The 15977-nt window shown below is 72.2% G+C and carries 12 protein-coding genes and 1 pseudogene; 5 read left to right on the top strand and 8 right to left on the bottom strand.

Annotated elements, in window-relative coordinates; genetic code table 11:
• Positions 1-1146 (bottom strand): annotated as a pseudogene (locus FV227_RS07420) (DNA mismatch repair protein MutS); the annotation flags it as partial.
• 151 nt (positions 1147-1297) lie between these two features.
• A complete protein-coding gene (locus FV227_RS07415; protein WP_147729502.1) occupies positions 1298-1588 on the bottom strand; it encodes a hypothetical protein in 291 nt (96 codons plus the stop codon).
• A gap of 179 nt (positions 1589-1767) precedes the next feature.
• Between FV227_RS07415 and hrpB the strand changes: the two genes are divergently transcribed.
• Complete coding sequence (hrpB, locus tag FV227_RS07410; RefSeq protein WP_147858671.1) at positions 1768-4665, top strand: ATP-dependent helicase HrpB; 2898 nt, start codon at positions 1768-1770, stop codon at positions 4663-4665.
• A 7-nt stretch (positions 4666-4672) separates the two neighbouring features.
• Here the strand turns inward: hrpB and FV227_RS07405 are convergent, their stop codons facing one another.
• On the bottom strand, positions 4673-5095 hold the full coding sequence (locus tag FV227_RS07405) for a response regulator (protein ID WP_243946688.1): 423 nt from the start codon (positions 5093-5095) through the stop codon (positions 4673-4675).
• Positions 5092-6180 (bottom strand): PAS domain-containing protein, encoded by a 1089-nt coding sequence (locus tag FV227_RS07400; protein WP_147842084.1) that lies wholly within the window; start codon positions 6178-6180, stop codon positions 5092-5094. Before FV227_RS07400 ends, FV227_RS07405 begins: the two co-directional genes overlap by 4 nt.
• Before the next feature lie 298 nt (positions 6181-6478).
• On the opposite strand from FV227_RS07400, the gene FV227_RS07395 reads away from it, so the two are divergent.
• The 3 genes from FV227_RS07395 (at position 6479) to FV227_RS07385 (ending at position 9610) form a co-directional block, all read left to right on the top strand.
• Positions 6479-7912 carry an AmpG family muropeptide MFS transporter gene (locus FV227_RS07395; protein ID WP_147727852.1) on the top strand — a complete coding sequence of 478 codons (1434 nt, stop codon included), beginning with the start codon at positions 6479-6481 and terminating at the stop codon, positions 7910-7912.
• 10 nt (positions 7913-7922) lie between these two features.
• A complete protein-coding gene (locus FV227_RS07390; RefSeq protein ID WP_147858670.1) occupies positions 7923-8876 on the top strand; it encodes an EcsC family protein in 954 nt (317 codons plus the stop codon).
• Between the two features lie 74 nt (positions 8877-8950).
• Positions 8951-9610: an MgtC/SapB family protein gene (locus FV227_RS07385; RefSeq protein WP_187274717.1), complete on the top strand. Its 660-nt coding sequence runs from the start codon at positions 8951-8953 to the stop codon at positions 9608-9610.
• A 131-nt stretch (positions 9611-9741) separates the two neighbouring features.
• On the opposite strand, the gene ilvA is transcribed toward FV227_RS07385, so the two are convergent.
• From ilvA to FV227_RS07365, 4 genes are all read right to left on the bottom strand, one after another.
• On the bottom strand, positions 9742-11349 hold the full coding sequence (ilvA, locus tag FV227_RS07380; RefSeq protein ID WP_147727849.1) for a threonine ammonia-lyase, biosynthetic: 1608 nt from the start codon (positions 11347-11349) through the stop codon (positions 9742-9744).
• A 283-nt stretch (positions 11350-11632) separates the two neighbouring features.
• Entirely contained in the window at positions 11633-11977 is a 345-nt protein-coding gene (locus FV227_RS07375) for a diacylglycerol kinase (protein WP_147727848.1), read from the bottom strand.
• An 18-nt stretch (positions 11978-11995) separates the two neighbouring features.
• Positions 11996-13054, bottom strand: coding sequence for an AbrB family transcriptional regulator (locus FV227_RS07370; protein WP_147842089.1), 1059 nt, complete (start codon positions 13052-13054; stop codon positions 11996-11998).
• A gap of 119 nt (positions 13055-13173) precedes the next feature.
• On the bottom strand, positions 13174-14112 hold the full coding sequence (locus FV227_RS07365) for a LysR substrate-binding domain-containing protein (protein ID WP_147842090.1): 939 nt from the start codon (positions 14110-14112) through the stop codon (positions 13174-13176).
• A gap of 160 nt (positions 14113-14272) precedes the next feature.
• On the opposite strand from FV227_RS07365, the gene FV227_RS07360 reads away from it, so the two are divergent.
• Complete coding sequence (locus FV227_RS07360) at positions 14273-15862, top strand: catalase (protein ID WP_147726248.1); 1590 nt, start codon at positions 14273-14275, stop codon at positions 15860-15862.
• Positions 15863-15977: the final 115 nt, after the last annotated feature.

The raw sequence follows: 15977 nt of genomic DNA, 5'->3' as shown, positions 1-15977 counted from the left end.
GGTCAGCGCGCGGGCGAGGTCGGGCGCGCGGGCGAGCGCGTCGCGCAGCGTCGCGCGCAGGGCGCGATCCTCCACCAGCCGCGCCACCGCCTCGTGTCGCCGCGCGATGGCGGCGAGGTCGGTGAGCGGCCCGGCCAGATGCTCGGCCAGGAGCCGCGCGCCGTTGGCCGAGACGGTCCGGTCGATCGCGTCGAGGAGGCTGCCCGCCCGCTCGCCCGAGAGCGTGCGCGTGAGCTCGAGGTTCGCGCGCGTCGCCGCGTCGATCGCCAGCGTCGTCCCGGCCTCCTCGCGGGTCGGCACGCTCAGGGGCGCGCGGGCGGCGAGCTGGGTGCGCGCGACGTAGAGCAGCGCCGCTCCGGCGGCGGCGATCTCGGCGCGGGTGAAGGCGCCGAAGCCGTCGAGCGTCGCGACGCCGTACTGCTCGCGGATGCGGCGCTCGGCCGAGGCCGGCTCGAGCTCCGCCTGGGCCAGGGGCACCACCGCCGCCCGCGTCTCGGCCCAGAGCCGGGCGAGCGCCGGATCGGTGTGGATGGCCTCCGACAGGACGATCTCGCGCGGATCGTGCCGGGCGATCGCGCCGGCGAGGTCGGCGCCCGCAACCTCGCTCAGGGCGAAGCGCCCGGTGGAGATGTCGATCGCCGCGAGCCCGTAGGCGAAGGCCGTGTCCGAGACCTTGCGACGGCCGACCGCCAGCAGCAGGTTGGCGCTGCCCGGATCGAGCAGGCGGTCCTCGGTGATGGTGCCGGGGGTGACGAGGCGCACGACCTCGCGGCGGACCACCGATTTCGGGCCCCGGCGCTTGGCCTCGGCCGGATCCTCGGTCTGCTCGCAGACCGCGACCCGGTGCCCGAGCCCGATCAGCCGGCTGAGGTAGTCGTCGGCGCGCTCCACCGGCACGCCGCACATCGGGATGTCGGCGCCGCCGTGCTTGCCGCGCTTGGTCAGGACGATGCCGAGCGCCCGCGAGGCCGTCTCGGCATCGGAGAAGAACAGCTCGTAGAAGTCGCCCATCCGGTAGAACAGCAGGCAGTCCGGGTTGGCGGCCTTGATCTCGATGTACTGCGCCATCATCGGCGTCGGGCCGGCGACCTCCGCGGTGCCAGATCCGGCGACGTCGGCGAGGTTTCGGGCTGAGCTGCGGGCCATGAGACGGCTCTTAGCAGACGGGTCCGGGTTTGATCAGCGGCCGCCCGCCGGATCGCTGGGGAGAAGGCCGCACGCTGCCGGCGACGCGACGAACGAAGGAAGCCGGCGCCATGGGGCGCCGGCTTCCTCGCATCGCTTCGAGGCGGATCGATCAGTAGCGCGGGCCGCCGACCGTGTTGCCGAGGTTCTGCTGGTAGCCGCGCATCGCCGGGTTGCGCGCATTCGGGTTCCCGTGGCGCATGGTATTGCGGCGGCGCATCATGCGCTCGGCCTTGGTGGAGTGGTGATGACGGTAGTGGCGGCGATAGGCGACCGCGTCGGTCGTGCTGCCGGCGACGATACCGGCCTGCGGCATCGCGGGCGCGGCGGAGACGGAGATCGACCCCAGGCCGAGGCCGCCGAGAAGCAGTCCGGTCGCAAGGGTCAAGGAAAGACGTGTCATCTAGAATTCTCCAGTCCGCGCTCATGCGCTGCCGGGCTATAAGTTCAAGCGCCTCAAGTCGTTCCAGGCATCGGCCGTGGAATCGTTCCGTCGAAGGGGGATTAATTTCTTGGCTAAATCGGGATTGTTCGCGGACTTGAATCGTAACGCCGCCCGATCGTCACGGTAGGACGATCGCGATGCCATCCGCCCCGACGTCTGCTCTGTCCCCGCTCAGCCCCCTGCCGATCGATGCGACGCTTCCCGCCCTGCGCGCGGCGCTGGCATCCTCGAACGCCGCCGTGCTGGTCGCTCCGCCGGGTGCCGGCAAGACGACGCGGGTGCCGCTCGACCTCCTCGACGCGCCCTGGCTCGGCTCCGGCAAGATCATCGTGCTGGAACCGCGCCGTCTCGCTGCGCGTGCCGCGGCCGATCGCATGGCCGGCACCCTGGGCGAGCGCGTCGGCGACACCGTCGGCCTGCGCGTCCGGCTCGGCTCGAAGATCTCGGGCCGCACCCGGATCGAGGTCGTGACCGAGGGGGTCTTCGGCCGCATGATCCTCGACGACCCGGAACTGTCCGGCATCGGCGCGGTGCTGTTCGACGAATTCCACGAGCGCTCGCTCGATGCCGATTTCGGCCTCGCCCTCGCCCTCGACGCGCAGGCCGGCTTGCGCGACGACCTGCGCATCCTGGTCATGTCGGCGACGCTCGACGGCGCCCGCGTCGCGCGCCTGCTCGGCGACGCGCCGGTCGTGGCGTCCGAGGGACGCGCCTTTCCGGTGGAGACCCGCTACGCCGACCGCGATCCGAACCGCCGGATCGAGGACGCGATGACGGACGCGATCCTGCGTGCACTGCGGGCCGATCCGGGTTCGGTCCTGGCCTTCCTGCCGGGCCAGGGCGAGATCCGCCGCGTCGCCGCGGCGCTGGAAGGCCGCGTCGGGCCCGAGGTCGCGGTCGAGCCGCTCTACGGCGCGCTGATGCCGGCCGAGCAGGACCGGGCGGTGTCGCCGGCCGCACCCGGCGCGCGCAAGGTGGTGCTGGCCACCAGCATCGCCGAGACCTCGCTCACGATCGAGGGCGTGCGCATCGTGGTCGATTCCGGCCTCGCGCGGGTGCCGGTCTACGAACCCGGGCTCGGGCTGATCCGGCTGGTGACCGCGCGCGCCTCCCGCGCCTCGGTCGACCAGCGCCGCGGCCGCGCGGGCCGGACCGAGCCCGGCGTGTGCTGGCGGCTCTGGGCCGAGGCTGGAACCAGCGCGCTCGAGCCGTTCACCCGCCCCGAGATCGTCTCGGCGGACCTGGCCGGCCTCGTGCTCGATTGCGCCGAGTGGGGCGTGACCGATCCCGGCACCCTCGCCTTCCTCGACCCGCCGCCGGCGCCCGCCCTGAAGGAGGCGCGCGCGATGCTGCGCGACCTCGATGCGATCGACGCGGACGGGCGCCTCACCGAGACCGGGCGGCGCCTGCGCGCCCTCCCCCTGCCGCCGCGGCTCGCCCGCATGGTGGTCGCCGCCGCCGGCCTCGGCCGGGCCGGCCCGCGCGACCTCGCCGCGATCCGCGACGGGCTCGACGTGGCGCTGGCGCTCTGCGCGCGCCTGTCGGACGGACGCGACCTGCCAGAGGATCTGGCGCGGCTCTCCGGCATCCTCGCCCGCGCCGATCGCGACCTGCTCGACATGCTGCGCGCGAGCCTCGCCGACGAGCTGCCGCTGAACCGCCGCGACGGCGGATACGTCCGCGCCGGCTACCATCCCGACATCGACGAGGCCCGCCTGCTCGGGAGCGACTCGCGCAAGGTCGTGGCGGCCCTGCAGGCGCGCTACGCCGAGGAGACCGGGTGCCGCACGCTGCGGATCAAGCACAACGGCCTGCTCGGCTACTTCATCGAGGTGCCGCAATCGGTCGGCGAAGCCTGCCTGAAGGGCCTGATGCGCGACTTCGTGCATCGCCAGACCATGGTCGACGCCATGCGCTTCACCAGCGTCGAGCTCGGCGCGCTGGAGCAGAAGATCTCCGGGGCCGCCGAGCGGGCGCTCGCCCTGGAAGGTGCCGTGTTCGACGACCTCGCCGCCCGCATCGTCGCGCAGGCCGAGGCGATCGGCGGCATCGCCGAGGCCCTGGCCGCCCTCGACGTGGCCGCGAGCCACGCCGAGCTTGCGGTGGAGCTCGACTGGCGCCGACCGCAGGTCGACGCGTCGCTGAGCTTCGTCATCGCGGGCGGCCGCCATCCGGTGGTCGAAGCGGCCCTGCGCAAATCCGGCGCGGCCTTCATCGCCAACGATTGCGACCTCTCGGGCGAGGGGCGCGGCCGCATCCGGCTGATCACCGGCCCGAACATGGGCGGCAAGTCGACCTACCTGCGCCAGAACGCCCTGATCGCCGTGCTCGCGCAGATCGGCGCCTTCGTGCCGGCGCTCCAGGCCCGGATCGGCCGCGTCGACCGCCTGTTCTCCCGGGTCGGCGCCGCCGACGACCTCGCACGCGGGCAATCGACCTTCATGGTCGAGATGGTCGAGACGGCCGCGATCCTGAACCAGGCGACCCGGCACTCGCTGGTGATCCTGGACGAGATCGGGCGCGGAACCGCGACCTATGACGGGCTCTCGATCGCCTGGGCCTGCCTCGAGCACCTGCACGAGACGAACGCCTGCCGCGCGCTGTTCGCCACCCATTTCCACGAGCTGACCGCCCTGGGCCAGCGGCTGGCGCGGCTCGACAACGCCACCCTGAAGGTCGCCGAGCACCGGGACGGCGTGGTCTTCCTGCACGAGGTGGTGCCGGGGGTGGCGGAGCGCAGCTACGGGCTCCAGGTGGCGCGGATCGCGGGCCTTCCGGGCAGCGTCGTCGCGCGGGCCGGCGCGATCCTGAAGGGGCTGGAGAAGGCCGAGCGCGAGCGCCCCAGCCGTCCGCGCATCGACGACCTGCCGTTGTTCGCGAGCCTCGCCCCGCCCCCTCTGCCGGAACCGGCGGTCGAGGCGGACGACGCGCTCGGCCTGCTGCTGGACGCGATCGACCCGGACGCGCTGACGCCGCGCGAGGCGATGGAGGCGCTCTACCGGCTCAAGCGCGAGCGCGAGGCGGCCGCCGGCTGAGCCCGGCTCAACCGGGCGCGCGGAAGAACCCGTCCGGGCAGGGCGGGGCCGGGACGCGCCCGGCGCGGCAGCCGGCCACGTAGTCGAGGGTGCTCGCCACGACCCGCTCGGAATAGGGCTTGGAGATCACGCCGAAGGCGCCCGCGAAGTCGTCGGGGATGCGCTTGGCGTTGGCGGTCATGAACACCACCGTCGTGCGCGGGTCGGCGCTGAGCGCGCGGGCGACGTCGACGCCGGTCGGCCCGTCGACGAGGTGGATGTCGACGAGCGCGATGTCGGGTGCGGTGGACTGCCCGAGCGCGATCGCCTCGGTCGAGCTGGCGGCGATGCCGACCGTGACGTAGCCGAGGTCGTCGAGCAGGAACTCGAGCTCGAGGGCGATCAGCGCCTCGTCCTCGACCACGAGGATGCGCAGGGCCGGGGCGCTCACGCGTCCTCCGCCAGGGGAATGTCGATCTCGACGACGGTGCCCGGCGCCCGATCGCGCCACGTGATCGTGCCGCGCAGCTGCCGCACCACCATCTCGACGAGGTTCCGGCCGAAGCCCGCCGGGTTCACCGGCCCCGCATCGAGGCCGACGCCGTCGTCCTCGATCGTAAGGTGCATGCCGGCGTCGGTGCGCTGCGCGGTGATGCCGATGCGGCCGCTCCGGTTCTCGGGAAAGGCGTGGCGGACGGCGTTGGTCGCCAGCTCGTGGATCATCAGGGCGAGCGGCGCGGCCATCGCGGCGGAGACGGCGATCGAGTCGATCCGCGCCTCGACCCGGGTCCGCTCCGCATCGAGCCCGGCGTTGAGATCGGACAGGAAGTCGTCGGTGAAGTCCGACAGGTTGAACTTGGTGACGTCGCCGGCCGAGTAGAGCATGCGGTGGGCGGTCGAGAGCGCGCCGATGCGCTCGGCCATGCTCGAGAGCGCATCGCGCGCCTCGCCCTCGGGCGTGCGCCGGGCCTTCAGCAGCATCAGCGACGAGATCACCTGGAGGTTGTTCTTGACCCGGTGATCGACCTCGTGGAGCAGGGCGGTCTTCTGCTCGAGGGCCGCCTGCAGGTCGGCGGTGCGCTGCCCGACCTGGCGCTCCAGCTCGTCGTTGGTGCCGCGCATCGCCTGCTCGACGGTGCGCTTGTCGGTCATGTCGGCCTGCGCGGCGAAGAAGAACGTCACCCGTCCATCGGCGTTTCGCACCGGGTTGACGGTCATGCTGTTCCAGAAGGCGGTGCCGTCCTTGCGGTAGTTCAGGAGCTCGCACTCGATCGGCTCGGCCGCCTCGAGCGCGGCGCGCAGGCGCGCGACCTCCGACGCGTCCGTGCCGGCGCCCTGCAGCATCCGGCAATTGCGCCCGAGAAGCTCGTCGCGGTCGTAGCCGGTCAGCTTCAGGAAGGCCTCGTTCACCCAGACGATCGGGTTGTTGTCGTGCGTCGCCCCCGTGAGCAGCATCGGCGTCGGGCTCGAATCGAACGCCCGCGCGAATGTCGCCGGAGCGAGCGGATAATCCGCCTGATCGCTGGTCTCCATCATCCTGTAACCGATCGGTACGCGAGGAGCCTCGAGGCAGGGATGGCCGCCGCGCCGGGCCAGCGCGGCAGACCGTTGCGAGCGGAACGGCTACGCTCGCATCATCCGAACAGGTACGCAGGGGCAAGGTTCCCGACCCGTCCCGTTTGTACCCAGGCAAATGTGCGATGTCGCGTTAAGCAGACATCGACCATGATCCGGCCGCCGCACCCCGCACGGATCGCCCCCGACGCGCGGGGCGGCGCAAGGCTGCCACGATTCTCACGGATCAAGGCGGAAGGGCGTCAAGGAGTTCCACCGCATGGCCATGGACACCGCACCCGACAAGCCCGCACGACGGCTGCGGGCCCGCGACCTCGTCGAGGATCGGCGCATCGTCCTGATGCTGGCGCTCGGCTTCTCCTCGGGGCTGCCGCTGCTCCTGGTGCTCGGGACGTTCACCCTGCGGCTCGCCTTCTCGGACATCAACGTCAAGGCGATCGGCCTGTTCAGCTACGTGGCGCTGCCGTACTCGCTGAAGTTCCTGTGGGCGCCGATGATCGACCGGATCGACGTTCCGGTGCTGAGCGCTCGTCTTGGGCGCCGCCGCGCCTGGATGGTGACGACGCAGGTCGCGGTGGCGCTCTGCCTGGTGCTGATGGCCTTCGCCGATCCGCAGACGAGCCTCGCGCTGCTCGGCCTCGGCGCCTTCCTCGTCGCCTTCTGCGCCGCAACCCAGGACGTGGTCGTCGACGGCTGGCGCATCGACGCCGCCGGCACCGACTTCCAGGGCATCCTCGCGGCGACCTCGAACCTCGGCTACCGCCTCGGCCTGATCACGGCGGGCGCCGGCGCGCTGTTCATCGCCTCCGACAAGGGCTGGACCTTCGCCTACCTGACGATGGCGGCCCTGATGCTCGTCGGCCTGATCGCGGCCCTGCTCGCGCCTGCCTTCGACACCCGGCGCCCCGAGCCGGCGGCCGCAGCCGCGCAGACGCCGAAGGCGACCGGAACGCGGCTGTTGTCGATCCGCCAGGCCGTGCTGGAGCCCCTGGTCGAGCTGCACGGCCGGATGGGGCAGGCCCTGTGGGGCGTGCTGGTGCTGGTGGCGCTCTACCGCATGCCGGATTTCGTCTCCGGCGTGATGGCGAGCCCGCTGTACCGGACGCTGGGCTTCGACCTGAAGGAGATCGCCACCGTCACCAAGCTCTACGGCATCTGGGTCGGCATCGCGGGCGGGTTCGCGGGCGGCTGGGCGATGGCGCGATTCGGGATGTTCCCGACGCTGCTGGCCGGCGCCTTCCTCGCCGCCGCCTCGCACCTCTCCTTCGCCTGGCTGTCGACCGGCGGGCCGGAGGTCTGGCGGCTGACGGTGGCGATCTCGATCGAGAACTTCTGCGGCTCCTTCGCCGGCATCGCGCTGATCGCCTACATGTCGAGCCTGACCACCCCCGGCTACGCGGCGACGCAGTACGCCCTGTTCTCCTCGCTCTACGCGCTGCCGGGCAAGCTCGTCGCGGGCACCGCCGGCTACATCGTCGCCGCCTTCGGCTACCCGACCTTCTTCGTCCTGACCTCTGCGGTCGGCATCCCGGTGGTGCTGCTCTGCCTCGCCGTCGGCAGAACGCCGAGCCGCAGGCCCGTGCCGGCCTCGGGCGACGCGGGGATGGCCGCCGCCGGCGGGCACGGGAACCCTCCCGGGCCCGTCCCGCTTCCTACCGGTTCGCCGGGCGTGCCCCTGAGAACCCAGGCTTGAGGAGGAATGCATGAGCGATATCGCGCTGACCGGTGAGGTCCTTCCGGCCGCCACCGAGTCCATCGAGCGTCCCTTGAGCGAGGCGGACCTCGCGGCATTGCGCCGGTCCGTCCGCGCCCTGGAGCAGCCGGGCCTCGCCGCCCGGCTCTCGGCCGCCGCCGGCGCTCCCCTCGACATGATCGGCCGGTCCCTGCCGGCCCCGGTGACCGAGGTCGTCGGGCGCTCGACCGAGGCGGCGATGCGCGGGGCGCTGCGCGTCGCGCTCAGGACCCTGCCGAAGGTCGCGGTCGCGCCGGCCGCCGGCACCGAGATCGAGAGCATCGCCGTCAAGCCGGAGGGACGCCTCGGCGCGCTGCTCGGCAGCCTGACCGGATCGAGCACCTTCAACCACAAGGCCATGGCCGCGCTGTCGGGGGCGTTCGGAGGCGCCTTCGGCCTCGCGACGCTGGCCGTCGAGCTGCCGGTCTCGACCACCCTGATGCTGCGCTCGATCGCCGAGATCGCGCGGGAGGAGGGCGAGGACCTCGACGACCCGGAGGGTGCGCTCGCCTGCGTCCAGGTCTTCGCGCTGGGCGGAAAGGGCGATGCGGCGGGCGCGGCCGAGGGCACCGGCCTGACCGAGAGCGGCTACTTCGCGGTGCGCGCAGCCCTCGCCAAGACGATGGCGGAGGCCGCCCGCTACGCCGGGAGCAAGACGCTGCTCGACCAGTCGGCGCCGGCGCTGATCCGCTTCACCGCGCAGATCGCGGCGCGCTTCGGCATCGTGGTCTCGCAGAAGGTCGCCGCGCAGGCGGTGCCGGTGCTGGGCGCGTTCGGCGGCGCGGCGGTCAACACCGCCTTCATGAGCCACTTCCAGTCGATGGCCCGCGCCCACTTCACCGTCCGGCGCCTGGAGCGCACCTACGGGCAGGCGACCGTGCGTGCGGCCTACGAGGTGGAGAAGGCCGCGCTCGGCGTCGCATGACGGGCTGAACCGGCCTATCGTCCCCAGAGGATCGCGGGACAGAACGGAGACCGGCCCTGCTCGGCAACGGAGAGATGATCGGCCGGCTCGCGCTGGCGGCCCTGCTCGGCAGCGTGATCGGGCTCGAGCGCGAGCGCCTGCTCTGGGCGGCCGGCCTGCGCACGCACATGCTGGTCTGCGTCGGCTCGTGCCTGATCATGCTGGTCTCGATCTACGGCTTCGCCGACGCGCTGGGCGCCCGGAACGTCGTCCTCGACCCGTCGCGCGTCGCGGCGCAGGTGGTCTCCGGGATCGGCTTCCTCGGCGCGGGCACGATCCTGCTGCGCGGCGAGGTCGTGAAGGGGCTGACCACCGCCGCGAGCCTATGGGCGGTGGCGGCGATCGGGCTCGCCATCGGCGGCGGGCTCTACGTCCCGGCGGTGGCGACCACGACCTTCGTCGTCGCGATCCTCGCGGGCGTCAAGCCGCTGGAGGAGCGCTGGCGCGACCGGATGCAGACGCGGACCCTCCGCCTCGTCGCCAAGCGCGGGGCGCTGTCGATCGACACCCTGCACGCGGCGACCGGCGAACGGGCCTCGCGGGTGCGCCAGTTCGTGGCGCGCACCGCCGAGGACCCCGCCCTCGACGAGATCGAGGTCGCGTTCGTGCGCCTGTCGGCGACCAGCGTCGAGGCGATCGCCGAGACCCTGCGGGCGAACCCCGACGTCGTCAGCGTCGAGACGGCGCAGCGCTAGAGCACCCTCTTCACGCGAGCCGGGGGCCACCTCGCTCGAAGATGCTGCATCTTGTGAAGTTGCATTTTCTTCACGCGAGCCGGGAGCCGCCTCGCTCGAAAATGCTCGGAGCGCGCCGGACCCGAGGTCGCTCAGGCCTTCCTGAGCCCGAACCAGCCGGCGATGCCGGTCTTGGCCGCCGCAGGCTCGCCGTCCAGGAACATCCGGTAGGCCGGGTTCTCGGTCTCGTCGAAGCACGGGAAGCCGAGAGCTTCGACAGCCCGGTCGAAACGGCCTTTGGCGTCGGGGGGCACGGCGATGCCGGCGAGCACCCGGCCGTAATCGGCACCGTGGTTGCGGTAGTGGAACAGGGTGATGTTGAAGTCCTCGCCGAGCGCGTCCAGGAACTTCAGCAGCGCGCCCGGCCGCTCCGGGAACTGGAAGCGGTAGAGCCGCTCGTGCGCCAGGCCCGAGACGCGGCCGCCGACCATGTAGCGGACATGGACCTTGGCCATCTCGTTGTCGCTCATGTCGTGGACGTCGTAGCCCCCGGCGACGAGGCCCGCGACGAGGTCGCGCTTCTCGGGCCGGCCGCCGGGCAGGTTGATGCCGACGAAGATCCTGGCCTGCACGCCCGGCGCGTAGCGGTAGTTGAACTCGGTGATCGCGCGCGGGCCCAGGGCCCTTATGAAGGCCCGGTAGGCGCCGGGCTTCTCCGGGATGGTGACGCCGAGCAGGACCTCCCGCTCCTCGCCGAGCTCGGCCCGCTCGGCGATGTGGCGCAGGCGGTCGAAGTTGAGGTTCGCCCCGGAGGAGATCGCGACGAGCGTGCCGGCGCCGCCCTCGCGCTCGGCGTAGAGCTTGGCGCCGGCGAGCGCGAGCGCGCCGGACGGCTCGGACACCGCGCGGGTGTCGTCGAAGATGTCCTTCACCGCCGCGCACATCGCGTCGGTGTCGACGGTGATGACCTCGTCGAGGTGCTGGCGGCACAGCCGGAACGTCTCGGCCCCGGCCTGGCGGACGGCGACGCCGTCGGCGAACAGCCCGACGCTCGGCAGCAGCACGAGCTCGCCGGCCTTCAGGGCCTCGGCCATGCAGGCGGCGTCGTCCGGCTCCACGCCGATCACCTTGGTCTCCGGCCGCAGGTACTTGACGTAGGTCGCGATTCCCGCCGCGAGCCCGCCGCCGCCGACGGGCACGAAGATCGCCTCGATCGGGCCGGTATGCTGCTGCAGGATCTCCATGCCGATCGTGCCCTGGCCGGCGATCACGTCGGGATCGTCGAAGGGGTGGAGGAAGGTGAGGTCCTGCTCGGCCTCCAGGCGCCGCGCCTCGCTCAGCGCCTCGTCGAAGGCGTCGCCGTGCAGGATCACCTCGGCGCCTCGGGCGCGACAGGCGTCGACCTTGATCGCGGGCGTCGTGCGCGGCATCACGATGACCGCCCGCACCTGCAGGCGCGCGGCCGCCAAGGCCACGCCCTGCGCGTGGTTGCCGGCCGAGGCGCAGATCACGCCGCGGGCGAGCTGCTCGGGCGAGAGCCCCGACATCTTGTTGTAGGCGCCGCGCAGCTTGAACGAGAAGACCGGCTGCAGGTCCTCGCGCTTCAGAAGCACCGGCCGCCCGAGCCGGACGGTCAGGCGCGGCATCGGATCGAGCGGGCTCTCGATCGCCACGTCGTAGACCCGCGCGGTGAGGATCTTGCGGATGTAATCGGGTGCCGGTTCGGCCGGAGGACTTGCGGGTTTCACGGTGTCGGACATGCGGCCGGCAATAGCCGCTTGCCGCGCAAGATGCGAGCGCGCGCCCCCGCTCGGCCCCGCATGCCTGCCCGGCCCCGGATGCCGGAGACCGCCGGACGTGCGGCAGGGACGATGGTCCGCACCGCCGCCCGGGCGGGACGTCGGAGCGCGAAGGGCGTCGTGACGATCCGGACGCCGGCACCGGCGTTCCGCGAGCGTCCGAGCGACGGCGTCACGGTGAAGGCCCGCTCGGAAGTCCGCACGGTCCCGGCTCCGGAGCGACGATGGCGGGAACGCCGCGGCGTCAGAGCCGGTCGATCAGCGCGGCGACCCAGACCAGGGCGGCGATCGCCTGCGCCGAGAACGTCCCGGCCGAGGCGAGGTCCTTCACCGTGCCGATCCGCGGGTGGCGGCCGGGATGGAGGTGATCGCACAGCTTCTCGATCGCGGTGTTGAGGAACTCCGCGGCGAGCATCAGCAGGAGCGTCGCCATCAGCGCGACGCGGACCCAGAGGCTCGCGCCGAGCACGAGGGCCGCCGGCACGCCGACGACGAGCAGCACCAGCTCGAGCCGCACGGCGCGCTCGGTGCGGGCGCCGTGGACGAGGCCGCGCCAGGAATTCAGGAAGGCGAGCCAGAGCGCGTGCATTCACGCCGCCTCGTCCATTCACGCCGATTCCTGCGGCACCGCGCGGGCGATCCACTTGGCCAGCACCGGGCCGGTGATCAGGACCACGAACAGCCGGAGCGTCTGCACCGCGAGCACGAACGACACGTCGACCTTCGAGCCGACCGCAATGATCGCCACCGAGTCGAGGCCGCCGGGGCTGGTCGCGAGGAAGGCGGTGAGGAAGTCGATCGCGAGCAGGTGCGTCAGCCCGAGCGCCCAGCCGGCGCAGAGCAGGATCACGGCGAGCGTCGCGACGAGGATGCCGGGCAGCGCGTGCAGCGTCGCGCGCAGGGTCTCACGGGTGAAGCGCAGGCCGACGTACCAGCCGATCGTCGCGTAGGCGAGCTCGAGGATCGGCAGCGGCAGGGTGATGCTGGCGACGCCGGTCGCGTGAAGCGCCGCGCCGAGCAGCATCGGCCCGATCAGCGCGCCGGCGGGCAGGCGGAGCCACAGCGCGATGCCGGCGCCGGCGGCCGCGACCGCGAGCGTGACCAGCACCGGCAGCACGGTCGCCGCCTCGGCGACCGCCGGCGGCGGGCCGGCCGCCACGGAATCGGTCAGCAGCCGCGCCACCAGCGAGGCCGAGAGCACCACGGCGGCGACGCGCACGTACTGCATGAAGGCGACGAGGCGGGGATCGGAGCCGTATTCCTCGGCCATCGCCACCATCGCCGCCGCCCCGCCCGGCGAGGAGCCCCAGGCGGCGGTCGTGCCGGGCAGCACCCGCAGGCGCGTGAGCACCAGCCCGACGAGGGCGCCGGCGAGCACCGTGACGCCGACCACGAGCAGGATCAGTGGCCCGTCCGCGATCAGGGTCTTGGTGATCTCCGCGGTGATGGCGTGGGCCACCATGCAGCCGATCATCGCCTGCGAGGCCTGGAAGGCCGGCCGCGGCATCCGGAGCGGCGCCCCCCGCACCCCGAACGCGATCGCCGCGATCATCGGCCCGAGCAGGAACGCGGCCGGGAACTGCCCGAGCTTCAGGCCGAAGCCGAGCAGGCCCGAGGCGGCGATCAGCGCCGCCCAGAGGGCGATGGTCCGTGCGGGAAAAGGCAAGGCGACGCGCCAGGTTCGATCGATCGCATGGCGGTCCGCGATCCTGGCGCCGCGCTACACCCTGTCGCCCGGCCTGTCACGCGCACGGGCGCACAACCCAGCCCTGTGCGACCTGTTCGTCACCCGGCGGCGATCGTCGCCTCGCGGCAGGCGGCGGTGCCGGCCGGCGCCTGCGCGCGGAAGAAGGCGGCCAGCGCGGCGAGGCCCGGCGCCCGCGGGTCGCTCGCCCGCCAGGCCAGCGCGATGGTCCGGCCCGGCCCGTCGGTGTCGAAGCCGCGGATCACGGTGAGCCCGCTCGGATCGGGGCCGGACGGGACGGCGAGGGCGGGAAGCAGGGTGTAGCCGGCCCCGGCCGCCACCATCGAGCGCAGGGTCTCCAGGCTGGTGGCATGGCGCCCGGCGGCGCTGCCCGCCCCGCAGGCGGCGATCGCCTGGTCGCGCAGGCAGTTGCCCTCGTCGAGAAGCAGCAGGTCCGGCCCGGCGATGTCGGCGGCGCGCAGGGCCCCGCCCTGCGCGAGCGCATGGTCGGCCGGGCAGGCGAGGCGGAACGGCTCGACGAAGAGCGGCGAGACGGTGAGCCCCGAGGCGGGCAGGGGCAGCGACACCAGGGCGGCGTCGACCCGCCCGTCGCGCAGGGAGGCGAGGATGTCGGCGGTGCGGCCCTCGCTGAGGGCCAGCGCCAGCATCGGGAATTCCTGGCGCATCGTCCGCAGCACCAGGGGGAAGAAGTACGGCCCGAGCGTCTGGATCGCCGCGAGCACGAGCCTACCGGTGAGCGGTGCGCCGCGGCCCTCGCTGGCCAGCGCGAGCAGGCGCTGCGCCTCGGCCAGCACCGCGCGAGCCTGACGCACGATGATCTGGCCCGGCGCCGTCATCAGCACGCGCCGGTTGGAGCGCTCGAACAGCACGAGCCCGAGCGCGCCCTCGAGCTTGCGCACCTGGACGCTGAGCGTCGGCTGGCTGACGTTGCAGCGTTCGGCCGCCCGGCCGAAATGCCCCTCGTCGGCGATGGCGACCACGTATTCGAGGTCGCGGAGCGACAGGCCGGCGAGGTTCATAGTTTTTGTCTATCATACCCTTTGCGACGATGCATTGGCCAATGGGTTCGGAGTGGCGCATAAGGGGAGCCCGGAACGATTCCAGGAAACGGCGTCCCCTCGTTCGCGGGCGCAGGCGCCGATCCTCGAGCCTCGTCACCACCACGGAGAGATTCTTCGCATGAGCGATCAACGCCCGATCCTGACGACCCGCCAGGGCCACCCGGTCCGCGACAACCAGAGCACGCGCACGGTGGGCGAGCGGGGTCCCGCGACGCTCGAGAACTACCAGTTCATCGAGAAGATCACGCATTTCGACCGCGAGCGCATCCCCGAGCGCGTCGTGCATGCCCGCGGCGCCGGCGCCCACGGCTACTTCGAGGCCTACGGCAAGATCGGCAACGAGCCGGCGTCCAAGTACACCCGCGCCCGCGTCCTCAACGAGACCGGCGTGAAGACGCCGATGTTCGTGCGCTTCTCCACCGTGGCCGGCGCCAAGGAGAGCCCGGAGACCGAGCGCGACCCCCGCGGCTTCGCGGTCAAGTTCAAGACCGTCGACGGCAACTGGGACCTGGTGGGCAACAACCTCAAGGTCTTCTTCATCCGCGACGCGATCAAGTTCCCCGACATGATCCACGCGTTCAAGCCGGACCCGGTGACGAACCGCCAGGAGGCGTGGCGCTTCTTCGACTTCGTGGCGCAGCACCCCGAAGCGATCCACATGGTGACGCACCTGAAGTCGCCGTGGGGCATCCCCGCCAACTATCGCGAGATGGAAGGCTCGGGCGTCAACACCTACAAGCTGGTCAACGACCAGGGCGAGGCGGTGCTCTGCAAGTTCCACTGGGAGCCCAAGCAGGGCATCCGCAACCTGACCTCGGCCCAGGCGGCCGAGATCCAGGGCAAGGACGTCGGCCACGCCACGCGTGACCTCTACGACAACATCAAGGCCGGCAACTTCCCCGAGTGGGAGTTCTGCGTGCAGATCATGCCGGACGGCCCGAACGACCACCTGTCGTTCGATCCCCTCGACGACACCAAGCTGTGGCCGGTCGAGGACTTCCCGCTGCTGCCCGTCGGCCGCATGGTGCTCGACCGCGTGCCGGACAACTTCTTCGCCGAGGTCGAGCAGTCGGCCTTCGGCACGGGCGTGCTCGTGGACGGCATCGACTTCTCGGACGACAAGATGCTCCAGGGCCGGACGCTGTCCTACTCGGACACGCAGCGCTACCGCGTCGGCGCCAACTACCTGCAGCTGCCGATCAACGCGCCGCAGCCGGGCGTGAAGGTCTACTCGAACCAGCGCGATGGGCAGATGACCTACGGCGTCGACGGGACCGGCCCGAACAAGCACATCAACTACGAGCCCTCGACGCTGGCGGAGGGCCTGCGCGAGGCGCCGAAGCCCGCGAAGGACTACCACCAGCCGGTGCAGGGCAACCTCGGCCGCTACCAGACCTCGCGCACCGAGGACGACTACACCCAGGCCGGCGTGCGCTACCGCTCGTTCCAGGATTGGGAGCGCGACGACCTGATCGCCAACCTCGTCGGCGACATGAAGCAGTGCCCCGAGGCGATCCAGCTGCGGATGGTCTGGCACTTCTCGCATGCCGACGCCGATTACGGCCGCCGGGTCGCGGAAGGGGCCGGGATCGACCTCGCCAAGGCGCTGGCGCTGCCGCCGCTGCCGGGGCGCGCCGCGCCGGGCAAGCGCCTGACGCCCGAGACCTACACGGACGGCTCGCAGGCCCACCAGATCGCCGCCGAGTAGCCCGCTTCGCGCTTCGCGCGGACGACGACATCAGCCCCGCGCGGTCGAAGGACCGCGCGGGGTTCTTTCTTTGGCGCCAGCCCCGCCGCCGCGCGGCGCGGCGTTTCCTCCCGCC

The sequence above is a fragment of the Methylobacterium sp. WL119 genome (assembly GCF_008039875.1).
GTDB lineage: Bacteria > Pseudomonadota > Alphaproteobacteria > Rhizobiales > Beijerinckiaceae > Methylobacterium.
The sequence above is the reverse complement of the archived record's forward strand: the minus strand, read 5'-3'. Positions and strand labels throughout refer to the sequence as shown.